The organism is Stenotrophomonas sp. 80084_Sma (genome assembly GCF_056481995.1).
This window is the reverse complement of record NZ_CM151177.1, coordinates 1,811,895-1,837,660: the sequence shown is the minus strand read 5'-3', so window position 1 is coordinate 1,837,660 and position 25,766 is coordinate 1,811,895. Positions and strand designations below refer to the sequence as shown.

The 25,766-nt window shown below is 66.3% G+C and carries 17 protein-coding genes, 3 tRNA genes and 1 pseudogene; 12 read left to right on the top strand and 9 right to left on the bottom strand.

The genetic code is table 11. The features are described 5' to 3' along the window. The first annotated feature begins 36 nt into the window (after window positions 1-36). The 5 genes from thiD (at window position 37) to ACZK3W_RS08620 (ending at window position 2,091) form a co-directional block, all read left to right on the top strand. The gene (thiD, locus tag ACZK3W_RS08640) at window positions 37-846 is read left to right on the top strand and encodes a bifunctional hydroxymethylpyrimidine kinase/phosphomethylpyrimidine kinase (RefSeq protein WP_478450644.1); all 810 of its coding nucleotides are present in this window, start codon (window positions 37-39) and stop codon (window positions 844-846) included. Beyond that, a complete protein-coding gene (locus tag ACZK3W_RS08635; RefSeq protein WP_049421725.1) occupies window positions 843-1,769 on the top strand; it encodes an alpha/beta hydrolase family protein in 927 nt (308 codons plus the stop codon). The genes thiD and ACZK3W_RS08635 overlap by 4 nt, the downstream gene beginning before the upstream one ends. After that, window positions 1,760-1,836: transfer RNA gene (locus tag ACZK3W_RS08630), tRNA-Arg, on the top strand. The genes ACZK3W_RS08635 and ACZK3W_RS08630 overlap by 10 nt, the downstream gene beginning before the upstream one ends. Before the next feature lie 69 nt (window positions 1,837-1,905). Next, window positions 1,906-1,982 (top strand) — tRNA-Arg (locus tag ACZK3W_RS08625). Window positions 1,983-2,014: 32 nt separating this feature from the next. After that, window positions 2,015-2,091, top strand: a tRNA-Arg gene (locus tag ACZK3W_RS08620). A 758-nt stretch (window positions 2,092-2,849) separates the two neighbouring features. On the opposite strand, the gene ACZK3W_RS08615 is transcribed toward ACZK3W_RS08620, so the two are convergent. Next, entirely contained in the window at window positions 2,850-3,770 is a 921-nt protein-coding gene (locus ACZK3W_RS08615) for a LysR family transcriptional regulator (RefSeq protein WP_180844130.1), read from the bottom strand. A gap of 140 nt (window positions 3,771-3,910) precedes the next feature. On the opposite strand from ACZK3W_RS08615, the gene ACZK3W_RS08610 reads away from it, so the two are divergent. Beyond that, complete coding sequence (locus ACZK3W_RS08610) at window positions 3,911-4,612, top strand: pirin family protein (protein ID WP_012510689.1); 702 nt, start codon at window positions 3,911-3,913, stop codon at window positions 4,610-4,612. 115 nt (window positions 4,613-4,727) lie between these two features. Here ACZK3W_RS08610 and ACZK3W_RS08605 read toward each other — a convergent pair whose 3' ends face one another. After that, a complete protein-coding gene (locus ACZK3W_RS08605; protein ID WP_478450643.1) occupies window positions 4,728-6,932 on the bottom strand; it encodes a TonB-dependent siderophore receptor in 2,205 nt (734 codons plus the stop codon). A gap of 147 nt (window positions 6,933-7,079) precedes the next feature. Continuing rightward, entirely contained in the window at window positions 7,080-7,775 is a 696-nt protein-coding gene (locus ACZK3W_RS08600) for an alpha/beta hydrolase (RefSeq protein WP_336686280.1), read from the bottom strand. A 184-nt stretch (window positions 7,776-7,959) separates the two neighbouring features. On the opposite strand from ACZK3W_RS08600, the gene ACZK3W_RS08595 reads away from it, so the two are divergent. Further along, window positions 7,960-9,099 (top strand): MFS transporter, encoded by a 1,140-nt coding sequence (locus ACZK3W_RS08595; protein ID WP_336686288.1) that lies wholly within the window; start codon window positions 7,960-7,962, stop codon window positions 9,097-9,099. Window positions 9,100-9,181: 82 nt separating this feature from the next. Here the strand turns inward: ACZK3W_RS08595 and ACZK3W_RS08590 are convergent, their stop codons facing one another. Next, entirely contained in the window at window positions 9,182-10,300 is a 1,119-nt protein-coding gene (locus ACZK3W_RS08590; protein WP_049400454.1) for an alpha/beta fold hydrolase, read from the bottom strand. A gap of 185 nt (window positions 10,301-10,485) precedes the next feature. Here ACZK3W_RS08590 and ACZK3W_RS08585 point away from each other — a divergent pair, with 185 nt between their 5' ends. Further along, window positions 10,486-11,832, top strand: coding sequence for a c-type cytochrome (locus ACZK3W_RS08585; RefSeq protein ID WP_478450642.1), 1,347 nt, complete (start codon window positions 10,486-10,488; stop codon window positions 11,830-11,832). Beyond that, window positions 11,829-12,755 carry a c-type cytochrome gene (locus ACZK3W_RS08580; RefSeq protein WP_032128430.1) on the top strand — a complete coding sequence of 309 codons (927 nt, stop codon included), beginning with the start codon at window positions 11,829-11,831 and terminating at the stop codon, window positions 12,753-12,755. Before ACZK3W_RS08585 ends, ACZK3W_RS08580 begins: the two co-directional genes overlap by 4 nt. 12 nt (window positions 12,756-12,767) lie before the next feature. Here the strand turns inward: ACZK3W_RS08580 and ACZK3W_RS08575 are convergent, their stop codons facing one another. Then, entirely contained in the window at window positions 12,768-14,297 is a 1,530-nt protein-coding gene (locus ACZK3W_RS08575; protein WP_478450641.1) for an OmpA family protein, read from the bottom strand. A gap of 150 nt (window positions 14,298-14,447) precedes the next feature. On the opposite strand from ACZK3W_RS08575, the gene ACZK3W_RS08570 reads away from it, so the two are divergent. Both ACZK3W_RS08570 and ACZK3W_RS08565 read left to right on the top strand, forming a co-directional pair. Beyond that, complete coding sequence (locus tag ACZK3W_RS08570) at window positions 14,448-16,826, top strand: TonB-dependent receptor (RefSeq protein ID WP_121503741.1); 2,379 nt, start codon at window positions 14,448-14,450, stop codon at window positions 16,824-16,826. 8 nt (window positions 16,827-16,834) lie between these two features. Then, window positions 16,835-18,944, top strand: a pseudogene (locus ACZK3W_RS08565) (phosphocholine-specific phospholipase C). A 113-nt stretch (window positions 18,945-19,057) separates the two neighbouring features. Here ACZK3W_RS08565 and ACZK3W_RS08560 read toward each other — a convergent pair. From ACZK3W_RS08560 to ACZK3W_RS08545, 4 genes are all read right to left on the bottom strand, one after another. Next, the gene (locus ACZK3W_RS08560; protein ID WP_125895301.1) at window positions 19,058-20,653 is read right to left on the bottom strand and encodes an alkaline phosphatase D family protein; all 1,596 of its coding nucleotides are present in this window, start codon (window positions 20,651-20,653) and stop codon (window positions 19,058-19,060) included. A 10-nt stretch (window positions 20,654-20,663) separates the two neighbouring features. Next, entirely contained in the window at window positions 20,664-23,597 is a 2,934-nt protein-coding gene (locus tag ACZK3W_RS08555) for a TonB-dependent receptor (protein ID WP_125895300.1), read from the bottom strand. A gap of 141 nt (window positions 23,598-23,738) precedes the next feature. Continuing rightward, complete coding sequence (locus ACZK3W_RS08550) at window positions 23,739-24,761, bottom strand: FecR family protein (protein WP_125895299.1); 1,023 nt, start codon at window positions 24,759-24,761, stop codon at window positions 23,739-23,741. Next, window positions 24,758-25,273, bottom strand: coding sequence for an RNA polymerase sigma factor (locus ACZK3W_RS08545; RefSeq protein ID WP_032128424.1), 516 nt, complete (start codon window positions 25,271-25,273; stop codon window positions 24,758-24,760). The genes ACZK3W_RS08550 and ACZK3W_RS08545 overlap by 4 nt, the downstream gene beginning before the upstream one ends. A gap of 138 nt (window positions 25,274-25,411) precedes the next feature. Here ACZK3W_RS08545 and ACZK3W_RS08540 point away from each other — a divergent pair, with 138 nt between their 5' ends. Next, on the top strand, window positions 25,412-25,711 hold the full coding sequence (locus ACZK3W_RS08540) for a hypothetical protein (protein ID WP_032128423.1): 300 nt from the start codon (window positions 25,412-25,414) through the stop codon (window positions 25,709-25,711). The last annotated feature ends 55 nt before the right edge of the window (window positions 25,712-25,766 follow it).

The window sequence follows — 25,766 nt, the reverse complement described above, 5'->3', positions numbered from 1 at the left end:
CTACCTTCCCCTGCGGGACCACGGCACAATCAACTGATGAGCCCGACCACTCCCGTTTCCGCCCTCACCATCGCCGGCTCCGACTCCGGCGGTGGCGCCGGTGTCCCTGCCGATCTCAAGGCCTTCGCCGCGCACCGCGTGCATGGCCTGGCCGTGTTCGCCGCGCTGACTGCACAGAACACCCGTGGCGTCACCGCCGTGCATGTGCCACCGATCGCATTCCTGCAGGCGCAGATCGAGGCCTGCTTCGATGACTTCGACATCCATGCCGTGAAACTCGGCATGCTGGCCAACGCCGAGGTGATCCATGCCGTCGCCGACGCACTGGAAAAGCATCGCCCGCCGCACGTGGTGCTGGACCCGGTGATGGTCGCCACCAGCGGCGCGCGCCTGCTGGAGGAAAGTGCGCTCAAGGCCATGCGCGAACGCCTGCTGCCGTTGGCGACGCTGGTTACGCCCAATACCCCGGAAGCAGAACTCCTGATCGGCCAGAAGATCGCCAACGGCGATGACGCCGAACAGGCTGCCTCTGCCCTGCTCGATCTCGGAGCCGGCGCAGTCCTGCTCAAGGGTGGCCACCTGCAGGAAGGCAACCGCGTGATCGATCGCTACTTCGACGGCGTCAGCAGCGAAGAATTCATCCACGCCCGCCTGCCGCTGGACGCACATGGCACAGGCTGCACGCTCGCCTCGGCCATCGCCGCGCAGCTGTGCAACGGCCTGAGCCTGGCCAATGCCTGCGAAGCCGGCATCGACTACGTTGCGCGCGGCCTGCAGCAGGGCTACGCGCCTGGCCGCAGCGAGGTGCTGGTACTCGATCACTTCGGCGCGGCACCGCACGCATGAGTCTCGCACCGGACGTCGTTGCCGTGCAGTGCACTGATGGCCATCGCTACGAAGTGATCGCCTGCGTGCCCGCACAGCCCATCGCGCGCCTGCTGTGGCTGCCAGCGCTGGGCGTGGCCGCGCGTCACTACCTGCCACTGGCATTGGCGCTGGCGGCGAAGGGCGTGGCGGTCTACCTGCATGAGTGGCGCGGCAACGGCAGCAGCTCACTGCGCCCCTCGCGCACGCAGGACTGGGGCTATCGCGAAGTACTCGAACAGGATCTGCCGGCCAGCCAGGCCGTCCTGGCCGCAGCCGATGACGCCACCGACGCCCTGCCCTGGATCATCGGTGGACACAGTCTGGGCGGGCAGCTGGCCTGCGTGCATGCCGGCCGCAACCCGCAGCACTTCAACCGGCTGTGGCTGGCCGCCAGCGGCTCACCGTTCTGGCGCGGCTTCCCGCCACCGCGTGGCTGGCTGCTGCCACTGGTCTATCGTTTCCTGCCGTGGATCGCGCAACGCCAGGGCGTGCTGCATGGTCGGCGCCTCGGCTTCGGTGGCACCGAAGCGCGCGGGCTGATCGCCGACTGGGCACGCGTTGGCCTGAACAACCACTACGCCGCGGCCGGCATGAACGAAGACCTCGATGCGCAGATGGCGCGCGTGCATGGCAGCGCACAGGCCGTATTGATGGAGCACGACTGGTTGGCACCGACCGGATCGATGCAGACGCTGCTGGCGAAGCTGCCGAATGTGGACGCGCAGCTGCGCGTGCTGTCCGCGCAGGAATTGGGCACGCGCGCCGATCATTTCGCGTGGCTGAAGGCGCCGGAGGCCGTAGCTGACAGCTTTTTCATTCAGTTGGATGAAAATTTTCACAAAACTGTTGACGGTACGCGCCGACATCCGCATAATTCCGCTCCTGTCGCAGGGCGCCCGTAGCTCAGTTGGATAGAGTACCTGGCTACGAACCAGGCGGTCGGGAGTTCGAATCTCTCCGGGCGCACCACTCGACAGGTTTTCAGCATCCGCCGCTGGAAATGCAGTAAAATTAAGCAGTAAGTTGATTGTGTACCGCGCGCCCGTAGCTCAGTTGGATAGAGTACCTGGCTACGAACCAGGCGGTCGGGAGTTCGAATCTCTCCGGGCGCACCATACACAGTCAGCACAACAAGTTTATGTAATTGGCGCCCGTAGCTCAGTTGGATAGAGTACCTGGCTACGAACCAGGCGGTCGGGAGTTCGAATCTCTCCGGGCGCACCATTACACCGAAACAGCAGGCCCCGGCCTGCTGTTTTTTTATGTGTGTTTTTCGGCAGGGCTGCGCCCTGCACCCCTGGTAGTGCCGGCCGCTGGCCGGCAACCTCAACAGCAAAAGCAAAAGCAAAAGCAAAAGCTGGCATTCCGTGGGTTGGCGGGGCGGTGTCGGAGTGCGGGGACGCCGCAAGTACGTCCCTGTAGGCTTGGCAGCCGCATCCATGCGGCTGACACCCCGCACTCCGACACCGCCCCACCTTCGACAGGTTCACGCGGCTGTTGGTAGGTGTCGACCTTGGTCGACACATCTGTCAGATATCGAATGAGTCATCCACGCATGGCGTGGATCTACCGTGTCGACCAAGGTCGACACCTACCAGAGCAGCACGCCGTTCCGACAGATCGCGGAAAACTGTCGAAGGCGGGGTGGGTCCGATTGCGGGGGCGTGAGCCGCATGGGCCCGAGGCATGCCTCGGGCGGGTTGGGCAGGAGGCCCAACCCGGGTCTTGCCGTGTACGCAGGACAGCGCACACGAGCAAGCGGCGACCGAGCTTACATGGGTGAGGGCGCTTTGCTTGCGAAGCATTGCTTCGCAAGCGCCCGAACGCCCAGCCGCCAGCGGCTGGGCCGGGCCCCGGAGGGGGACTTGCAGCGGCCCCCGCAACCGGACCCACCCCGCCTCCCCACAGGAAACCAGCTTCTGCTGTTGCTGTTGCTGTTGCTCCAGCTCGCAGCGGGTGCAGGGCGCAGCCCTGCCAAACCCCTACCCTTTGGCCATTGACTGCCACCACTGTGACAGCAGCTCCGGCCTGCGCAGGCGCTCTCGCCACCAGCGCAGTGCGGCGCCATCCTCGCCGGTGCGCCAGGCCAGCCAGAAGGTCTCTTCCGGCTTGTGCTCCTCCACCTCGCGGATCACCAGCTGGCCACGCGCCACCGCCGCACGCGCGCAGGGCTCGGGCAGGAAACCGAAGCCCACGCCTTCGCACTGCAGCTTCAGCTTGCTGGCCATGTCCGGCACCGTCAGCATCTCCTGCCCCATCAACAGACCGACCGTGCGCGGCAGCAGCCGCCGCGCCGAATCGGAGACCGCGATCGCGCAGTGCTCGACCAGCTGTTCGCGTCCGAGCACGCCCGGCACTGCGGCCAACGGATGATCGGGGGCGACCGCGAACACGAACTCCACCGTACCCAGCGGCTCGACCACGTAACCGCCGCCGCTGGGACCCTCGCCCGGCGCACCGACCAGCAGGTCGGCACGGCGGTCCAGCAAGGCCTCCCAGGTACCGGACAGGGCCTCGCCGATCAACCGCAGCCGGGTCGGTGCCTCGGCCTCACGAAACGCGGCGATGTCCGGGCCGAGCAGCCAGGTCGGGAACACCGAGTCCACCGCCAGGGTCAGTTCGGTCTCCCAGCCCGATGCCACCCGGCGCACCCGCAGTTCCAGCTCCCGGGCTGCGCGCAGCAGGTGGCGGCCTTCGTCCAGCAGCGCGCGGCCAGCCTCAGTCGGCTCGGCGCGCGGGCCGACCCGGTCGAACAGCTGTACGCCCAGGTCCTCCTCCAGCTTGGCCACGGTGTAGGAGATGGTCGAAGGCACTTTGTGCAGGGCCTTTCCGGCGCCGGCGAACGAGCCGCGGCGGTCGATGGCGTCCAGGATCTGCAGGGCATCGAGGCTGAGTTTGAGCATTCGAATTTTTCGATGATGGCTGTCAAAACTATCCGTTTTTCAAACCCCGGGCGCAAGCGGATACTTCTCTCCAACGGGGAAACACAGCGGCTACAAGCCCACCCCGCCCCATCGAAACCATCGAACAAGGAGATTCCATCATGCTGCAGATCCGCAAGAGCGCTACCCGTGGCCTGGCCGAGCATGGCTGGCTGTCCTCGCGCCATACCTTCTCCTTCGCCAACTACTACGACCCCCGCTACGTCAGCTTCGGACCGCTGCGGGTGATCAACGAAGACAAGGTGATCGGCGGCCAGGGCTTCGGCACCCACAGCCACAGCAACATGGAGATCGTTTCCTATGTGCTGGGCGGCGCGCTGGAGCACAAGGACTCGATGGGCACCGGTTCGGTGCTGCGTTACGGCGACGTGCAGCGCATGAGTGCCGGCAGCGGTGTCAGCCACAGCGAGTTCAATCACTCCGCCGACGAGACCGTGCACTTCCTGCAGATCTGGATCTTCCCGGACGCGGAGAACATTACTCCGTCGTACGAAGAGACCCACTTCGCCCCGGAAACCAAGCGCGGCCAGCTGCGCCTGATCGCTTCGCCGGACGGTGCCGATGGTTCGCTGCGCATCCACCAGGATGCCCGCATCTTCGCCACCATCCTCGATGGCGGCCAGAAGCTGCACCACGCCCTCGGCAACGGCCGTGGCGCCTATGTGCAGGTGGCCCGAGGCCAGCTGCAGGTCAATGGCATCACCCTGGAAGCCGGTGATGCACTGCAGGTCAGCGACGAAGCGCAGCTGACCCTGGAGAACGGCAACGACGCCGAAGTGCTGGTGTTCGACCTGCCGCTGTAACGATAACGCCCGCGATGCCGAAAAGCATCGCGGGCGTATTTGTAGAGCCGAGCCATGCTCGGCTGCGGTTTGACAGCCAGCCGAGCGCGGGCTCGGCTCTACAGCACCACCGGCGTCAGAACTTGTACGTCATCGCCAGGCGCACATTGCGCGGCTCACCCCAGGTGTAGGTGCTGTACCAGCTGAAGATCGTGTAGTAACGCTTGTCCAGCAGGTTGTTGACGTTGAGCGTGGCCGACAGGCGATCGTTGAATTCATAGCGCGCCATCGCATCCAGCAGCCAATAGGGCTGGGTGCGATGCACCACCTTGGCCTGCGTGGCCGGGTTGGTGATCTCACCGAAAGTGGAATCCTGCCAGCGCGCGCCACCGCCCAGCGTCAGCCCCTTCCAGTCGCCGCGCAGGCGGTAGCTGGTGTGCAGGCTGAACTGGTTTTCCGGCTCCAGTGTGGTTACCTTGGCACCGGCCTGGCGGGCGATCTTGTGCGAGAACCCACCCTGCACCTGCCAGCCTTCGGCCAGCTGGCCCGACATTTCCAGCTCGTAACCCTTGGTACGCACGCCCATCAGGGCGCGATAGGCATCCTGCCCGTCCGGTGTCTTGCCACCAGTGGGCTGGGCGAAGTTGTCCTGGTCGAGCTGGAACAGCGCCGCACTGGCGTTGAAGCGCCCATCGAGGAACTCGGCCTTCAGGCCCATCTCGTAGCTGCGGCCTTCCAGCGGATCCAGTGCCTTGCCCTGCTCGTCGCGTTCGCTGTGCGGTTTGAAGATGGTGCTGTAGCTGGCGTACACCGAATAGTGCTCACCGAGGTCGTAGACCACACCGGCATACGGCACGAACACGCCGGTCTCGCGCGTGTCCGGCGAGCGGTAGCTGGCCAGGCGACTGCCCACGATCACCTTCAGTGGATCGGCCACGTCGAAACGGCCGACCACATACAGGCCGTTCTCACGCGTCACTTCGTTGTTGCTGTAGCTGCGCTGCCACTCCGGCTCGGGAATGTCGCCATTCCAGGTTCTGTAGTCCGGCACGGTATCCGGGAACCCCGCGTGCGGGCCGTAGCCGGTATTGGTCCAGCGCTTGCGCGAGGCGCTGCCACCGACCACCAGCTCATGCTCCCGCCCGAACAGGCCGAAATGACCGCTCACATAGAAGTCGGCAGCATTGCTGACGGTCTTGCCAACGTACTTGCCGAGCCACAGGCTGACGCCCTCGCCGGTCAACGGATCGGGATTGCCGGCGGCGGCGCCGGCCAGTGCGGCGTCATAGCCGTTGACCTGGTGGTTGAGTTGCAGCTTGGCCACCCAATCGTTGGCGAACGTATGCTCGAGCGTGGCAAAACCGGTGCGCACATACTGGCGCCAGCCACTCCAGCGGGTGCCGTTGTTGAACGAACGCGGCATGTCATTGAAGTTGCCGGCACTGTCCAGCAGCGGGATGCCCCCCCAGGTCGAGCCCTTCGGGTCGCTGTCCATCGCATCGCCACCCACGGTCAGCAGGGTGCGCTCGCCCAGATCGGCTTCCAGCACCGCGTAGCCCACCTTGCTGGTGCGCTGGTAGAAGTCGAGATTGGAATGCTTGTCCTGCCAGGCGCCCACCGCACGACCGCGCACGCGTCCATCGGCGGTCAACGGGCCGCCAACATCGATCTCGGCACGATAGTCATCCCAGCGGCCGACACCCAGCGTGGCACTGCCGGCGAACTCCTTGCCCGGCTTCTTGCGCACCAGGTTGATGGTCGCGCCCGGATCGCCCATGCCGGTCAGCAGGCCGGTCGCGCCCTTGAGCACTTCGATGCGGTCATAGATCGCGGTATCGCTGAGCGTGTTGCCCGCCGAATAGGCCGAGTCACGCGACATCGGAATGCCGTCGTACTGGAAGTTCTGCACGGCAAATCCACGTGCGTAGTACTCGGTGCGCTCGCTGTCGTAGGTGACGATGCTGATGCCCGGGGTCACCCGCATCACGTCATCGATGCCGTTCAGGCCAAAGTCGTCCATCTGAGCGCGGGTAATGACGCTGATGGTCTGCGGGGTCTGCCGCGGGGTCAGCACCAGGCGGGTGGCGGTGGCGATGGTGCCCGGCGTGTACGCGCCACTGCCCTCGGTGATGGTACCGAGCAGATTGGCGGTGACCTGCACGGTCTGCAGGGTCTGCGATGCCGGGGCCTCGGCGGCCTTGTCCGGCTCGGTGGCGGACTGCGCGGCTGCGATGCCGCTGCTGGCCAGTGCGGTGATCAGCAGGCCCTGGGCAAGCGCCTGCGGCAACGCACGGCGACGCGGCAATTGGGACGGAATACGGGCATCAGGCACAGACAGCACGGCGGGACCTCCACGATCGGGTGGGATCCTCTGGCGGCGGCTGGAGGGAAGACGGGGACGCGGCCGGATGGCCGCAGGCGCAGGAGTGTACTCCCCTGCGCCCCGGCTGTCGTGCGATGTGCTGTGGTGCGGCGCGCTGCCGCAGGCTCAGCCGCCGATGGCGGCGCAGGCCTCCAGGATCAGTGCGGTCACGTCCTTCGGCTGCGAGGCCAGCGAGGCATGGCTGGCATCCAGCTCCAGCAGTCGCTTGGGCTGCATGCGCGTGGCCATGGCCCTCTGGTTCTCCGGCGCGATCATGCGGTCGTGGCGGGACAGTTGGTACCAGCTCGGCCTGTGCTTCCACGCCGGGTCGCTCACCGCATCACCGAAAGTGCTGGCCAGCGGCGCCTTCTGGGTCACCGCCATCACCCGGCCCTCGTCTTCGCTCAGATCCTGGCAGAAGCTCTCATGGAACTTGTCCGCACGCAGCCACAGGTAGCCATCGCTGTCCGGCGCAAGGTTCGGCGCCGCCTCCGGCAGGTGCTGCTGGGTGATGCCACCGGGGCTCTCGCCGGCATCCGGGGCGAACGCCGCGATGTAGACCAGGCCCTTCACGTTGGCCTCGTTGCCGGCCTGGCTGATCACCGCGCCGCCATAGGAGTGGCCGACCAGCAGCACCGGCCCGTCGATCTGCCGGATCATTTTCTGGGTGCGGCCGGCATCGTCGGCCAGCGAGGTGAGTGGCAGTTCCACCGCCTGCACGCGGTCATGGCCGTTGCGATGCAGCTCCAGGATCACTTTGGCCCAGTGTGCGGCCCCACCCCAGAAACCATGGACGAGGAGGATGGTCGGTGTCGTGCTCATGTACGGATCTCCGGCAGCGGCCGGCGGAATGCCGACCGTGTCGCCACTGTCCGTGGGCGACGTTAATCGCCAGTGACGCGATCGGGTCACTGCAATCGTATGCGTCGCCCGATGTCACGCATGGCACTTGCCGAGCCGTCCTGAAAACGTTTTCATGGACACCCCCTGGAGCTTCGCACCGCGCATGACGCCTTCATCCCCACGTGCCCAACAGCACGCCACCCGTGCCGCCTTCTTCATTCCCGGATTCGCCACCGCCGCCTGGGCGCCGATGGTGCCCTACGCCAAGGCCAAGGCCGGGCTGTCCGACGCCAGCCTCGGCGCGGTGCTGCTGTGCCTCGGGCTCGGCTCACTGCTGGCGATGCCACTGGCAGGTGCGCTGACCGGGCGGCTGGGATGCCGCCGGGTGATGGTGATCACCTGCGCGACGATGCTGTGCGCCCTGCCCTTGCTGGTGCTGGCGCCCTCTCCGGTAGCGCTGGGCGCCGCCCTGTTCGTGTTCGGCGCCGGCGTCGGTGCACTGGATTGTGCGATGAACATGCAGGCGGTCGCGGTCGAGCGCGACGCCGGGCGCGCGATGATGTCCGGATTCCATGCCTTCTACAGCATCGGCGGTTTCGTCGGCGCCGGCTGCATGACCGGCATGCTGATCCTGGGTACGCCGCTGTGGCTGGCCGCGTTGGTTTCGGTGGCCGCACTGCTGCTGGTGGCAGTGCTGTCGGCACCGCACTGGCGCCCGCAACGGATCCTGCATGAAGGCCCCCTGCTGGCACTGCCGCATGGCGTGGTGCTGTTCATCGGCGTGCTGGCCTTCGTGGTGTTCCTCGCCGAGGGCTCGATGCTGGACTGGAGCGCGGTGTTCCTCGCCGAAGTGCGGCAGGTGCCACGCGACCAGGCTGGCGCCGGCTTCGCGCTGTTCACCCTGGCGATGACCGCGATGCGCCTGTTCGGCGACGGTATCGTCGAACGCCTCGGCCGCACCCGCACGATGGTCTTCGGCGGCATCACCGCTGCTGCGGGTTTCACCCTGGCCACGCTGGTGCCATCGTTTCCGGTGGCGCTGGCCGGTTACATACTGGTCGGGCTGGGCTGCGCCAACATCGTGCCGGCGCTGTTCTCGATGGCCGGCCAACAGCGGGTGATGCCGGAGAGCATCGCCATCACTGCGGTCACCACGCTGGGCTACGCCGGCATCCTCGCCGGACCGGCAGCGATCGGCGCACTCGCACACGCTACCAGCCTCGGCTTCGCCTTCCTGTGCGTGGCCGCGCTGCTGCTGGGCGTCGCGGCGTCTGCGCGCTCGCTGGCAAGACGGGTGGCCTGACAGAAAAAAGGGGACGGAGGGGATTAAGTCGTTTCTGGCCCAGCTGTGCGGGAAACGACTTAATCCCCTCCGTCCCCTTTTCTCAGCTGCGTGTCAGCCACTCGGCCTGGGCCGGCAGCTGGGGCGCCGGGCAGGCACTCTGCGGATGGTGCTCGTCGCGTGCCATCCAGTCATCGACCACCCCGGCCAGCAGGTCCAGCCGCAGCGGCAGGGTGATGTGGTCCTCGCCGCGCATCTCGATGTAGTGTGCGCGCGGGTTGGCCTGGGCCAGTTCGCGGCCCTGGCTGACCGGAATGTGCTGGTCGCCCTGCCCGTGCAGCAGCAGCACGCAGGCGCGGGTATCGGCCAGCGCGCGCGCTACATCCACGCGGTCCAGATCGACGTCGATGCGGCGGCTGGCGGCGGCGATCACCTGGTTGATGTCCTGACCGCCGTAGCGCCAGCGCGCGTACGACGCCACCGCCTGCGCCTTCAGGCCTTCCGGCTGCAGTCCCATCAGGTGCGGAATCATCGTGCGGATCGCCACACCGGCATTGGCGAACGATTCCATCGCCACCACGCCTTCCACCTGGTCACCGAGCTTGTCGGCGGTGAATACCGCTGTGGCGGCGCCATAGGACACGCCGAACAGGTACAGCGGGCCGGTTACTTCACCACGTGCACGCAGCTCGCCGATTACATCCACCACATCGTCGGATTCATAGGTGCCGTATCCGGACGGACCTGCACCGGACTGTCCATGGTTGCGCAGGTCGAGCGTGATCACGCGATAGCCGGATTCGGCCAGCTGCAGCGACCACGGCAGCATCGAATCGCCGTTCATCATCCAACCGTGCAGCAGCACCACGGTGCCGCGCGGGGCCTGCGCGCGGAACGGTTGCGGTACTGCCAGGCTCAGGCCGGTATCCAGCGGCAGGCCGTTCTCGTGGCGCTGCGGCAGGTAGTGATAACGCGCGCCGTAGTCGCCGGGATCGAACACACGCCAGAAGATCGGCACGCCATCGCGGCCCGGCGCGAAGCCATGGCGGTTGGGCAGTTCGGCGATGGCCGCGGCAATACGCGGGCGATCGAGCAGGGTCGATACGCCACCTGGCGCGATCAGCCTGTCGGCGAGCGAGGTGGACGAGGCATTGATCGAGGAGGAGCATGCAGCCAGCCACAGGCCGGCGCACGCCAGCAACAACAGCAGCAGGCGCTTCATATCACGTCATAGGGGTGAATCAGACAGGCTGGGACGTTAACGCCCCGATAGACCGGTCATCTATCGCGCGCGGATGACGGCTTGATGACAACGCAGGAACGATTCAGCTTGGTGTACAAGCTGTATCCGTTCAGTCATTGATCCGGATCAATGAACGCGCGCGCGGGATTGCCCACAGTGCCGCCATGCGCACCTCGCTCAAGCTCGCCATTGCCCTGGCCGCCACGTTGGCCGCCGCCTACGGCATCGCCCGCACCACGCCCTACTGGTTCGCACCGCGACAGACGGCGCAGGTCGACATCCACGATCCGACGCTGATCGCGCAGGGACAGTACCTGTCGCGCGCCGCCGACTGCGCCGCCTGCCACACTGCGCCGGGCGGCAAGCCGTTCGCCGGTGGCCTCGGCATGCAGACGCCGATGGGCACGATCTACTCGACCAACATCACGCCCGATCCCGACACCGGCATTGGCGCCTACGACTACGCCGACTTCGAGCGCGCGGTCCGTCGCGGCATCCGTCACGATGGGCAGCCGTTGTATCCGGCAATGCCGTATGCCTCGTACGTGATCGCCAGCGATGCCGAGATCAAGGCGCTGTACGCCTATTTCATGGGCTCGGTGCAGCCGGTGAAGCAGGGCAACGCCGACAGCACGATCCCGTGGCCGGCCAACATGCGCTGGCCACTGGCTTGGTGGCAGCTGCTGTTCGCACGCCCGCGTACGTTCAACCCGGATCCGTCGCTGGATGCCAGCCAGCAGCGCGGCGCCGAACTGGTGGAAGGCCTGGCCCACTGCGGCGCCTGCCACACGCCACGTGGCCTCGCGTTCCAGGAAAAGGCGATGGCCGATGATGGCAGCCGCCAGTTCCTGTCCGGCTCGGTGCTGGAAGGCTGGTATGCGAAGAACCTGCGCAATGAATCAACCGGTCTGGCCAGCTGGAACGAGGGCGAGATCGTCGACTTCCTGCGCACCGGACGCACCGATCGCTCCGCGGCCTTCGGCGGTATGGCCGACGTGGTCGAGCACAGCACGCAGTACCTGTCCGACGCCGACCTGCTGGCGATGGCCCGCTACCTGAAACAGCTGCCGGCGCGCGAGGGCCGCAGTGCGCAGTGGTCGCCGGGTACCGACACCACCACCGCCGCACTACGCAGTGGCGACTATCGCGTGGCCGGCTCGCTGGCCTATGCCGAGCATTGCCAGGCCTGCCATCGCGCCGACGGCCGCGGCATGCCACGGGTCTACCCGGCGCTGGCCGGCAACTCGATCGTGTTCGCCGATGATCCCAGCTCGCTGGTACAGGTAACCCTGATCGGCGGCCGCACGCCGCATACCCCGCACGACCGCATGGCCTTCACCATGCCCGGCTTCGAGCAGTTGCCGAATGCGCAGCTGGCACAGATCCTGACCTTCATCCGCAGCAGCTGGGGCAACCAGGCCAGCGCGGTGAGCGAGGTCGACGTGGCGCGCATGCGCCGGGTGGTGCGTGACAAGCCGGTGCACTACCTTCCGCAGGAGGCCGCACGATGAAACGTTCGCGCAAACGCTCCCGCCTGCTGGTCGGCAGCGTGGTCACCCTCGTGCTGCTGGCCGGCGCCGGCACCCTCGCCTATCGCCATCTGTACCCGGACCTGGATGCTGCCGTAGCCAGCACGATCGATATCCTCGATGCGCAGGGCAAGGTGGTCGGCCACTACCATGCACCCAGCGCCGAGGAGATCGCCGGGCTCGGCAATGCCGAATCGGTGATGCTTGGTCGCCGCCTCCTCAACGAGACCGCACGGCTGCTGCCGGACAACGTCGGCAACGATCTGAACTGCAATTCGTGCCACATGGCCGAGGGCAAGCGACCGTTCGGCAACCACTACTTCAATACGGGCGGCGGCGCCTATCCGCGTTACATGCCGCGCCCGGGCAAGGTGATCGGGCTGACCGAGCGCATCAATGGCTGCCTGCAGCGCTCGATGAACGGCAAGCCGCTGCCGAAGGACTCACCGCAGATGCGCGCCATGCTCGACTACATGGCGTGGCTGAGCAGTCCAGTGCCAGACGGTGCAAAGGTGGCCGCCCCCAGCGAGGGCCCCATCGACAGCACGCTGACCCCGGACCCGATCCGTGGCCAGGCGCTGTACGCCGTGCAGTGTGCCGCCTGCCATGGCGACAACGGCGAAGGCCGGCGCGACGCCAGCGGTGATATCGCCTTCCCGCCGCTGTGGGGCGACCACAGCTTCAACATCGGCGCCGGCATGGCGCGCCTGTACAAGGCGGCCGGTTTCGTCAAGCACAACATGCCGCCGGCGGTGACCCGCGAGCCGCCACTGGGGCAGCAGGTGATGCCCGACCAGGATGCGGTGGACATCGCCAGCTACTTCATCAACCAGCCGCGGCCGGACTTCGCCAACAAGGCCAAGGACTGGCCGCGCGACCCGAAACCCAAGGACGCGCGGTACTGAGGAGGGCGTGGTTCAGCGCTTGACCAGCTCGACCCGGCGATTGCGCGCTTTGCCTTCCTCGCTGCCATTGTCGGCTACCGGCCTGTCGGCACCGAAGCCGGCCGCCTGCAGGCGGTCGGCGGCGATGCCCTTGGCGGTCAACGCCGCCACCACCGACCGCGCACGATCCTCGGACAAGCTGCGGTTGTGCGCGGCCGCGCCACTGTTGTCGGTGTGGCCTTCAATCGACAGTTTCAGCGACGGGTCGGCACGCAGCAGGTCCAGCACTTGCGCCAGTTGCGGTTCGGACGTCGACAGGATCTGCGCCTTGTCGGTGGCGAAGTTGACCTGGATCGCCACGCGGCCGTCGCTGTCCAGCTTCTTCTTCAACGCATCGGCCGGCAGCAGCGCCGCGGTCTGGGTGAAACCCTTGCGCTCGACCACGACCCAGCCTGCGCTGAGGTACTCGAGGCGAGCATGCACCCACACCTGGCGGCCATCAGCCAGATCGACGCGATAGACCACGGTGTCGTAGTTGTCCCAGCTGTAGCTGGCCGCGTTGCCGTAGGACGACTGCACCTGCGTCGACACGCCCTCGGCCGCCTCGTGCGGGATGCGCCCCTCGAACACCTTGGTGCCGTTGACCTGGGCCATCATCGCCTCAAGGTTGCGGCGTACTTCATGCATCGAGTATTCGCGCTCGCCCTTGTCGAAATCGGCAGCGAAGGTGCGGCCCTCGACCGGTTCGAAGTGATCTCCGGTCCAGAACGGGAAGGCATCGAAATCACGCTGCTCGGGCGTGTTGCGCTCGCGATAGCCGGCGGGCAGGGACAGGTGCGGGAAACGGTCCGACCACTGCGCGGTGGCCTTGAACGGAACGTCATCCACGACCACCAGACCGGCGCCGTTGCTGTCCACTGCCAGCTGCACCCACACGGTGCGGTTGACCTGGCGCGGCACGTAGACGGTGGTGGGTGCGTCCTGTTCACCGTTCACCGCATCGATGAAGCCACCCCCGATCTCGCCTTCCAGTTGCGGGCCGTAGTAGATGTCGCGCAGCAGCTTGCCTTCAAAGACCTTGCGGCCGCCGGCGGCGGTGATCACGCCGTCGAAGTTGCGCTGCACTTCCAGCGCGGAGAACGCCTTGTCGGGGGCCGCCTCACTGTCGGTCACGATGCGTGCCGACCAGCTCGGACCTTCCGCCCAATGCACACCCTCGCCCATCCGGAACGGGAAGCGCGCCCAGGCGCGCGGGTGCGGGGCGTTCTGCGGCGCGTAGCCCTGCGGCAGGCTGAAGAACGGCAGCTCACCCAGCGTGGTGTCGCTCAGCGGCACGCTGCCGGTGTCGAAAGGCACCAGCGGCACCGGCTTGCCATCGCGGTCGGTGAGTGCGGTGCCGTCGGCGGCGGCCGTTGAACCCGCTGGGGCGGCGGCCGGTGCTGCGGCCTCGTCCGCCGTGGCTGGCGCAGACGGTGCCACCTCTCCATCCGAGGGCGTCCGGTTGCACCCTGCCAGCAGCACCAGGGCTGCACCTCCCAGCCAGATCTTCGATCGCTTCTGCATCGCCACCACCTCAGGTCCATTGAAGCGCCGAGCATACCCGAAGGCCGTGACCGCCCCCACAGTGCCATCGTTCCTGCGCTGCCACGTCATCCCGATGTCATTGGCGCTGCCGACACTCCGGGGTTTCCTCCCTCTGAAGGTCCGGTTTCGATGCGAACGATTGCGCGTTTTCCCCGTGTCTCGCTGCTGGCCCTGCTGATCGCCCCCGCCCTGGACGCCCTCGCAGAAGCACCGCAGGGCGATACGGGCGAAGCGCGCAGCAGCGATGCGCGTACCCTCGACCAGGTACAGGTGATTGGTCAGGCCACCAGCTACGCGAAGACTTCGGTGCGCGCGGAAACACTGAACCGGCAGACCGTGATGAGCAGCGTCAACGACGCGCTCAACGAAGTGCCCGGCGTGGTGGTCAGCGAGGCCGATGCCACCGGTTCGTCGGTGTGGGGCACGCAGATCAGCATGCGCGGCTTCGTCACCAACCGTGACACCCAGCAGATCGGCACCACCATCGACGGCCTGCCCAATGGCGGCTCGGGCTACGGTGGCGGTTCGCTGGCCAACCGCTACATCGATACCCTGGACCTGGAAACAGTGGAAGTCAGCCAGGGCACTGCCGACATCTCCTCGCGCTCGAACGAGGCGCTGGGTGGCACGCTCAATTTCCTCACCAGCGACCCACTGCAGGACAGCCGCCTGCGCTTCGTGGTCGGTGCCGGTGACAACGAGGCGCGCAAGTACTACGTGCGCTACGACACCGGCCTGCTCGGCGGCCATACCCGCGCCTGGGTCAGCGCTTCTTCCGCACGTGTGCACGACTGGATCGATGGCAGCGGCAAGACCAGCAATGACCACATCGCCGGCAAGTTCATCACCGAGCTGGATCGCTGGACGCTGACCGGCTACCTGTCCTACAACGATGCCGACGAGCCGGAGTACACCAGCGTCTCGCCGAAGGGCTTCGCCACCAATCCGGACCGCGACAACCTGGTCGGCACCCTCACCGGCATTCCGTACCTGGACCAGAACTACCGTTCCGGCTCGCGTGCGCTGCGCGAGAACACCTTCGGCTACCTGCGCGCGGCCTTCGACGGCGGCAACGGCTTCAAGGCCTCGGTGGCGGCTTACGGGCACCGCATGGAAGGTCGTGGCGACTGGCTGCCCCCCTACCTGGCGCAGGTCAGCGATGATGGTGCCGGTCGCCCGGAGTCGGAGTACATCGGTGGAAAGACCGTGTACGGCGGCAGTAACCGCGGCCAGATTTTCTTCGTCAATCCCGATGGCAGCGCCGCGCAGCGCCTGGCCAGCTGCACCCCACGGCTGGGCTTCACTGCCGAGTACGATCCGAACTGCTACGCGGGCAACGTGCTGGGCGCGCAGTCCTACCGCCACACCCACTACGACAACGACCGCATGGGCGTGACCGCCGACGTCGAATGGCGGCAGACCTTCGGTGCGGTCGACAACACGATCCGTGGCGGTCTGTGGGTGGAAAAGCTGGACCGCTCGGCGCGCCGCGACTGGCATCGCCTGCTCAACGTAGGCCAGGACATCGCCTTCGACCATCAGCCGTACTGGGTGCAGTTCGAGGACAAGTACAAGGTTGACGAACAGATGTACTACGTCGAGGACGTGGCCCGCTTCGGGCCGTTCAGCGCACGCCTGGGCGTGAAGCAGTTCTTCGTCGACCAGTCGCGCCGCCGCGTGATCGGTGCCAGCGAGCACGTCAAATCCGATTCCAAGTCCGATCCGCTGCTGTCCACCGGCTTCACCTGGGCGCCCGGTGTGGAAGGCATGGAGCTGTTCGCTGGCTTCTCGCAGAACTTCGCCGCCATTCCCTCCGGCGTGCTCGGCGAGACCGACCCGCAGCGCTTCCGCAACGTCGAGCCGGAGACCGCCGACAACATCGAAGTCGGCATGCGCATCAGCCGCTGGCCGCTGACCGCGTCGGTCACCCTGTACAACATCAAGTTCGACAACCGCATCGTCTATCTGCCGGCCGGTTTCGTCAGCGGCATCGACTACCTGGGCGAGACCGACGGTGTCTACGAGAACTTCGGTGGCGTGGAAAGCAACGGCCTGGAGGCGGCGTTCGGCTATGGCTGGGACAACGGCTGGCGTCTCAACGCCGCCTATACCTACAACCGCTCCAAGTACCTGGGCAGCGGCGATGCCGCACGTGATACCCAGCTTGGCATCGTCGACGGTGCCAAGGTGATCGGCCAGCCCGAGCAGACCCTGGTGCTGTCGGCCGACTGGCAGGGCGAAAACTGGAACTTCGGCCTGTCCGGTCGCTACCTGGGCACGCGCTACCTCGATGCCGCCAACGTCAACAAGCTGCCCTCGGCCACCGTGTTCAACGCCAATATCGGCTTCGACCTGCAGGGCCTGTCGCCGCGCCTGAAGGGCATGGGTGCCAACCTGGTGGTGAGCAACCTCACCGACAAGCGGTATCTTGCAGGGGTGGACGGCCGCGACAATGCCTTCATCGGCGCCCCGCGCACTGTCGGCATCTCCTTCCGTGTGGACCTGTGAGTGAGCCCGTGACTGATATCGGCCGACGCCGGTTGTTGCAGGCCGGCGTTGCCGCCGGCCTTTCCCCGCTGCTGCCCAGCATCGCCCGGGCCGCAGCGATCGCCCCCGCCGCGCAGACGCGCAGCCTCGAAGACCTGCAGCACATCGTGGTGTTCATGCAGGAGAACCGCTCGTTCGACCACTACTTCGGCACGCTGCCGGGCGTACGGGGGTTTCGGCGATCGCTTCGTGGCTCCCGCGCCGGCACTGCAGACCGGCGGCCGCACGCGCAGCCTGTGGCTGCAACCCGATGCCAGCGGCACGCGCGCGATCGCACCGTTCCCGCTGGATACCGCTGCGCACTTCGGCTACATGCGGGTGGAGGGCACACCACACACCTGGCCGGACGCACAGCGCGCCTGGGACCACGGCCGCATGGGGCAATGGCCGAAGGCCAAGCAGAACCACTCGATGGGCTACTTCCAGCGCAGCGACCTGCCCTTCCAGTTCGCACTGGCCGATGCCTTCACCATCTGCGACGCCTACCACTGCGCGATGCAGGCCGGAACCAACCCGAACCGGGTGTTCCTGTGGACCGGTCACAATGATGCACACGCGCGTGCTGGCGGCCCGGTGATCGCCAACTCGCACGACAACTTCCCCGAGCACGGCGGGCATCCGGCGTCGTATCGCTGGACCAGCTATGTCGAACACCTGCAGAAGGCGGGCGTCTCCTGGCAGATCTACCAGGACATGGCCGACAACTTCACCGACAACCCGCTGGCCGGCTTCGAGGCGTTCCGCCAGGCCTACCGCGCTGCGCCGGGGCATGACCCGCAGCTGCGCGCGCGTGGGGTCAGCTCGCGTGGGCTGGCACAACTGCGCCAGGACGTGGTCGACGGGCGCCTGCCGCGGGTCAGCTTCATCATCGCCGACGCGGCCGGCAGCGAGCATCCCGGCCCCTCCAGCCCGGCCCAGGGCGCGGCCTATACCGCACGCGTGCTGGATGCACTGACCGCCGATCCGGAGGTGTGGAGCCGCACCGCCCTGCTGCTGATGTTCGATGAGAACGACGGCTTCTTCGACCACATGCCACCACCGGCACCGCCTTCACTGGAAAACGGTGGCTGGGCGGGTGCGTCTTCGATCAGTACCGAAGGCGAGTACCACCGTCATCCGGCGCCGGGTGACGAGAAGTACGACGCCGCCGAGCTGCGCGGCCGCCCCTATGGGCTGGGCCCGCGCGTGCCGCTGTACGTGATCTCGCCCTGGAGCCGCGGTGGCTGGGTCGATTCGCAGGTGTACGACCACACCTCGGTCATACGGCTGATCGAACGCCGCTTCGGCGTGGCCGCACCGGATATCTCACCCTGGCGCCGTGCGGTCTGCGGAGACCTGAGCAACGCCTTCGACTTCGCCCAGCGCGATACCCGTCCGTTCGTACGCGGCCTGCCCGACGTGAGCGCGGCGGCCGCACGTGCCGCCGCCCTGCCGGGGCGCACCGTGCCGGCGTTGCCGGAGGGACTGAAGCCGGCGAAACAGGAAAGCGGCGTACGCCCGGCACGCGCCCTGCCCTACCGGCCGCAGGCATCGATTGCTGCGGTCGACGCATCGGGCCTGGATCTGACGTTGTCCTGCGAAGGTGCAGCGGCGGTGCTGCATGTGTACGACCGACTGCGGCTGGGTGCGGTGCCACGCCGCTATACGCTGGTACCGGGCACGCCGCTGCGCGAACGCTGGGCGCTGGATGCACAGGGGCGTTACGACCTGTGGCTGCTTGGCCCGAACGGCTTCCACCGTCACTTTCAGGGTGCTGCCAAAGGGCCCATCGTGCAGGCGTCGGTCGAGCGCGCCGACGGCCAGCTGCGGCTGCACCTGCGCAATCTCAGCGATACCGCACAGCAGCTGCGCGTGCATGCCGGTGCCTATGCCGGGCACATGCCCGAGCAGACGCTGGCACTGCCGGCGCATGCAGAGACTTCGTTGGCGTGGGATGCAACGCCTACCGCCGGCTGGTATGACCTGCAGGTCAGCGCAGGTGAGAGTGTGCTGCGCCTGGCGGGCCGCGCCGAGGATGGGCGTCCTGGCACCAGTGACCCGGCGATGGGCAGCGAACCACTGCGCTTCGAGCACGATTGAGCCGCTCCGCCCTTGTAGAGTCGAGCCATGCTCGACTGCTTTTTCCGGTCAATGATCGAAGAACGATCGAAAAGCAGTCGAGCATGGCTCGACTCTACAGTGGTGCTGGCTGATCAGGCCTCCTGCAGCCCCGGCCGACCGTGCTCGACCGCGTAGCGCTTCCAGCTCTGCACCGTTCCGTTCGGCTGCATCACGGTATCCAGCGTCTTCATGTCGCCGATCCATGCATCACGGGTGACATCGCACAGCACATAGCCACGCTTGTCGGTGGTCGCCTTCAGATAAGGGCTGTGCGCGAGCTGATTCCTTGCGTACGCATCCACGCCCTGTCCGTCGGAGCCGGACGTGATCGAAGTGGCGAGGAACTCACTGGAGACCACGCCCGAATCACGATGGTCCTGCACCAGGTCGCTGGCGTAATGCCGGTGCGCGTCGCCACACGCCGTCACCACGTTGCCGAATCCGACCTTCTGGATGTGATCGAGCAGGCGCCGGCGGCTGTCCAGATAACCCGACCACTGGTCATCGGACGACTGCACCACGCCGTCCTTCTCGCGCATGTAGTTGCCCAGTGCCACCTGGTGGGCGATGGTGTGCCAGCGCGGCGCGGCATCGGCCAGGCCGTCGAACAGCCAGCGCTCCTGCTTCGCCCCCACAATGCTGCGCTCCGGCGATTCCACCTCCTCACGCAGCGCCATGTTCACCTGCTTGCTGCGGTACTGGCGGGTGTCGAGCAGGTGCAGGTCCATCAGCGTGCCGTAGCGTGCACGCCGGTACATCTGCATGTGGCCATCGCGCGGGAATGCCGATCGGCGCAGTGGCATGTTCTCGTAGTAGGCCTGGAACGCCTGTGCGCGGCGCAGCAGGAACACTTCGCTGGGCGTATCGTCCTGGTCTTCGGCGCTGGCCCAGTTGTTGTCCACTTCGTGGTCATCGAAGGTGACGAACCACGGCGCCGACGCATGCGCGGCCTGCAGGTCGGCATCGCTCTTGTACTGGGCGTAGCGGCGACGGTAGTCGTCCAGCGTGTAGGTCTGCGGCCCGACATGATTGCGCAGGTTGGTGAACGACTGGCCGTTCATTTTCCGCAGGCCCGGCTGGCTTTCGCCTTCGTAGATGTAATCACCGTAGTGGAAGACGAAATCCAGCGGTTCCTCGGCAATGCGCCGCCACGCGGTGTAGTGGCCTTCTTCGTAGTGCTGGCAACCGGCCACCGCAAAACGCACGCGATCCACTGCGGCCGTGGCTGCGGGCAGCGTGCGGGTGCAACCGACCGCACTGGCGTGGCCGCCTACGGTGAAGCGGTACCAGTAAGGCCGTGCGGGCGCCAACCCACCCAGCTCCACGTGCACAGCGTGGCCGAGTTCGGGATGCGCCATCGCCGAACCCTGGCGTACCACCCTGCGCATGCCCTCGTCCGCCGCCAGCTGCCATTCGACCACCATCGGCCGGGTCGGCATGCCACCGCCGAACACCAGCGGCTCGGTCGCCAGCCGTGTCCACAGCACCATGCCATCGGCCGAAGGATCACCCGAGGCCACGCCCAGGGTGAACGGCGTGCTGGCGAACCGCGGCGACGCCAGCAGGTTGCGCGGGTTCAGCGCGGCGGCATCGGTCTGTGCGGCCAGCGCGTGCGCCGTGCCCATCCACGCGCCGGCAGCAGACAGGCCGGCCAGGGCCAGGAATCGCCTGCGATTGATCGTATCCACGGCTGCGCCCTCAGTTGTAGATGATGTGGAAATAGAAGAAGCGGCCGTAGTCGTCGATCTCGGTACGGAAGCGCCCGTTCGGGCCGGTGCTGTAGGTCGGCTGCGTGTTGAACAGGTTCTTGGCCTCGTACTTCAGCGTCACGTGCCTGCTGACCTTGTGGCTGAAGGCCAAGTTGAAGGTCATGTATGGGTCGTAGTACGAGTCCAGCCACTGGGTATCACCGAAGTCGACCAGCATCCGGCTGCGGTAGGTACCGGACAGGCGCAGCTGTGCGCTCTTCCACGGCATGCGCCAGATCACCGACCCATTGAGCGACCAGTCCGGCTGGTACAGCAGGCGGTCCAGGCGGCGTTCGGTGCCATCACTGATGCGGTAGTTGGTCTGGCCTTCCAGCCGCGTGGCGTTGAAGTACATGTCGAAGCGCTGACGGCCCCACTGCAGGTTGCGATTGGCGACCGCGAACTCGACGCCGCGCAGCCTGGACTCATCGGTGTTCATCGGCTGGGTGACCCGGTAGCGCGTGTCACCCACGTTCTCGAAGGTGGTCAGGGTGTAGATGTCGTCCTTGATCACCTTGTCGAACAGTGCCACCGAGACCAGGCCGTTGTTGCCGTTGAAGTACAGGTCCCACGCCAGGTCGATGTTGGTGGAACGGCGCGGCTGCAGGTTGGCGTTGCCCTGCTTGATGGTGCAGAAGCCCCTGCCCTCCTCGTCATCACCACAGCTGGTGCTGGTGGCCTGGGCGATGTTGCTGGGTGTCGGCCGGCCCAGCGTTCGGCTGGCGGAGAAGCGCAGGCGCTGGTCCTCGCTCAACTTGAACGTCGCATTCAATGAAGGCAGCAGGTTGTTGTAGCCACCGCTCGTATTGCGGAAGGCAGAGGTATACGTAGTGCCGCCATCATCGCTGAATGGGCTGTAGGCATCGAAGCGGGTGTGGTCGTAGCGCAGGCCGCCGATCAGCAGCAGTCGGTCCCAGGCGTAGTGTGCGGACACGTAGGCATTGGTGATGTCCTCCACGTACTTGTAGTCGCTGGTGAAGTTGGCATTTGGATACGCCGCATTGTTGTTGCCCAGTTTCGGCAGCAGTTCCTCGTTCCACTTGCGGTTGTCGATCAGCGGGAAGCCCGGCACGCTGCCCAGCAGCGTCGAACCCGGATACAGGTAATCGTTGAGCGTGGCACTGCTCTTGAAGTAGTCGAAGTCGATGTCCTGCCAGATCTTCAGATGGCGGTATTCGGCGCCGGCGGCCAGGCCGAAGCCACGCGCATCGGCGTCGATGTTGTAGCTGAAGTCGGCACGCAGGTTGTCGATGCTCTCCTTGGCGTCGCGCGGCGAGACATAGGCCTGTGCCGGGTTGAGTTTGAACGCCGAGCTGGTCAGCAGGCTGGAATCGGAAACCGCCACTGCGTTCGGGAAGCCGTGGCTGTCGTTCTCGTAGTCGACGAACAGGTTGCTTGGGTAGGCGCGCACACCCCAGTAGACCTGGTTGTTGTGGAAGGTCTCTTCGGTGTGGCCACCGCGCAGGGTCAGCCGCGAGCGATCACCGATATCCCAGTTGAAGCTGGCGATGGCGCCACGGTTGCTGCGGTCCCAGCGGTCGTGGCGGTTCTTGATGTAGATGCTGTTGATCTGGGTGGTGCCACTGTCTTCGGTCTGGTTTCGGATCGGAAACTTGGCGTTGCCGTACAGATCGGTCTTGTTCATCGTCGAGTTCTCGTAGAACCGGTACGAGTACAGCAGCAACGATGCGTAGAAAGGATCGTCCGATGGCTTCCATTCCAGCTTGGCCGAGCCACCGAAGTTGGTGATGAAGTTGGTGTAGGTGCCGGTGCTGAAGTTGCCCGGCGCACGCAGTCCGTTCCAGCCCTTGGCCTCGTCCGGCCCGGTGGTGCCGTCGGTGAGGTACTTGCCGGCGTCGTTGTAGTAGTAGTTCGACTCCACCCAGCGCTTGACGCTGTTGCGCGAACGCTGCTCATAGCGCGCTACCGCAACAAGGCCGAATTCCTGGTCGGCACCGAACTGGTTGGAGAACACCATCTTGGCGCTCTTGCCGAAATGCCCCAGGGTCTCGTGGTTGCCACCGGCACTGCGCTCGACATTGGTCTCGGCCGTGGAGTAGATACCAGCCACATCGGCGAACACGTACCTGCCGGACCGGTCGAAGGCACTGCGGCTGATGATGTCGATCACGCCGCCGATCGCATCCGGCGCCTGCTCTGCGCTGAAGCTCTTGTAGATGTCGGTGCGGGTGCCGATGTCGCTGGGAATCAGCTGCAGGTTGTTCATGCGCTCACCCGAGCCACTGCCACCCACGCTGGCAATCGCGATGCCGTCGATGGTGGTGTAGTTGAGGTTGGCCTGCACGCCACGCACCGTCACGTAACGGGGCTCACCGGCATCCTCCACGGCACTCAGGCCCGGCGCGGCCATCAGGCTCTCGGCCAGTGTCTCGTCGCCGTAGCTGTCCATCTCGTCGTAGACCACCGAATCCTTGATCACCGGCGAGGTCTTCTTCTGGTCGATCACCTCATGCGCAGCAATCACCTTCACCGTGCCCAGGGTCGGCGCCACCACCGCTTCGGCCTCGCGCGGCTTCGGCGCGGCCGGCTTCGGATCGTTGTGTGCCGGCGCAGGATCAATGGCGATGACGTTGCCATCCACCACGGTGTAGCCCAGGCCGGTCCCTGCCAGCAGCGCGTCCAGCGCCTGCTTGACGGTGGCACCGCGCGGCACCGCCCCGGCCATGTGCACTTCACCACTGCCCGAATACAGGAACTGCACGCCGGAACTGCGCGACAACTGCTCCAGCGCTCGCGCCAGCGGCTGCGCCGCGATCGGCGCCGAAACGCGGGCCTCGAGGCCATCGGCAGTGGCCGCAGCCGCCAGCGGCACGCTGCAGGGAGACAGGGCGAGGATGATCGACAGGTAGAGCGTGTTGCGCATCACGGGTCCTTGGAAGAGAGAAGGCAGCAGGTGCCGCTGCGTGACTCGGCAGCGGCTTCTCCCAAGTAAGAGCCCGCATCCACCGAAGTGGAGAACGCGGATTTGATGAATTTTTTCTGACAACCCACGGCCATGTCGACCTCAGCGACTGCCAACCCGCACGGTGTCGCCTTCGCGCCGCACCACGAAGCGCGGGTCGCGCTCGAGGAAGGCCTGCAGCGCACCGATGCGATGCGCGTCCAGGCTGCCGGACAACCGCGCCGACGCCGCACCTTCATCCAGCACCCGCACCTGCACCTGGTTGTGGCGGTTGAAAGCGGCGGCCACCTCATCCAGCCGCTCGTCCAGGAAAGAGACCTTGCGTTGCTGCCAGTCCAGCAGCATCGACAACGGCACATCCAACGACTCGACCGCATGGCTGCGCGCGTCGACCTGCACCACCTGGCCTTTACCCAGTTGTGCAAGACGCCGCGCATCCGCACCGTGGCTCCACACTTCCACCTCGCCGGAAACCACTCCGATGCGGGTGCCCTGCAGCCTTCGCGACACGTCGAACACCGTGCCGATATCGCGGATCTGCAGTCCGTTCACCTGCACCTCGAACGGCCGTCGGTCCTGGGCGATGTCGAACGTGGCCTCGCCCTGCAGCAGCTCCACCCTGCGGCTGAACCCGCCCATGCGCACCCGCAGGCGGCTGTCCGCGTTGAGCCGCACCTGGGTCTGGTCGGGCAGCACCAGGTCGCGAATTTCTCCATGTCCGGCGCTGTAAAGCTGCTCGGTAGGCATCAGCTGCGGTACCAGGCCCACGCCGAGCAGGGCGATACAGGCTGCGGCAGCCGCCACCCACCAACGCGTGCGACGGCTGTGCGGCGCACTGCGCAGCGGGGCCTGTGCGTGTCCGAACAGCGGCACGACCTTGTCAGCGGCCTGCTGTGGCGGCACCGAGGCCTCTTCAGCCAATGCCGATTGCAGCGCCTCACCAACCTGCCGGTGCAGTGCGAGCGCGTGCATATAGGCGCGCACATGCTCCGGCGAGCGCTTCATCCAGTCCAGCAACGCAACCCGCTCGGCTTCGCCCAGCACGCCCTCGCGATTGCGCTGGAACCAGTCCATGGCCTCGCTGGCGATCACGTCGTCGGCCGCACCCGATGGATTCCGTTTCATGTGAGCTCCCTGGCGCCCAGCGCCTTCCTGCAGGCGTCCAGCCCCTTGCCGATATGCTTGCGCACCATGTGCACCGAGACCTGCAGCTGCTGGCTGATTGCCGGGCAGTCCAGCCCGTCGCGATAATGCAGCTCCATCACCCGCCGCGTGGTCGCCGGCAGCCGTGCGATGGTGCTGCGGATATCGCTCCAGCGCTGCGCGCGCTCGAATTCGCCTTCGATGTCTTCTTCGCTCTTCAACACTTCGGCCAGGAGGTCGACGTCCTCCAGCGGCGGCAGCGACGAACGCGCGCGCGCGTGCTCCCGTGCAAGATTGGCGGCCACGGTGAACAGGTAGGCTTCCGGGTTCTCGACCGCGTCGGCATGCTCACCGGTGCTGCGCAGCAGCCGCAGGTAAACCTCCTGCGCCAGATCCTCGGCATCTTCACTGGCAGAACCCCGGCGCAGGAAGAAGCCGCGCAGCAGCCGCCGCCGCAGCGCATAGCTCTTCTCCCAGATCCTCACGCTGTTCACGGCCGGCCAACCACCCCAAGGCTGGAAAGCCCCGCAGGGTGACGGCCATCGATGACAGTGGCGTTTCAACTGCCGGCAGGCAGCCGCTAGAATGCCGCCCTTGCAGTTTCCGGCAGCCGGCACAAGGAGTGCCCCGCAATGAACGCCCGCACCGCCATCAACACCCTCAGCAGCCTGCTGTTCCTGCTGCTGGTCGCCCACACCACCGCCTACCAGCAGCAGATGTGGCCGCCCAGCCGTGTCGTCCACGTGCATCCGGTGGTCGTCGCCCTCGCCTACGCGCTGGGCCTGCTCACCCTGCTGCTGTGGATCGGAGGACGCCGCTTGCCGGAACGCTGCCAGCAGCTCTCAGGCTGGCTGCCGATCGTGGCCTGGTGCCTGCTGGGGGTTGGTGTGGCGGTCATCCCGATGTTCTTCCCGGGCCTGTCCCCGGCCTGATCAGCGGCCGCACCCGGCGCGCCCGGCCATGATACGGCGCCCCGTGCCAACCCTT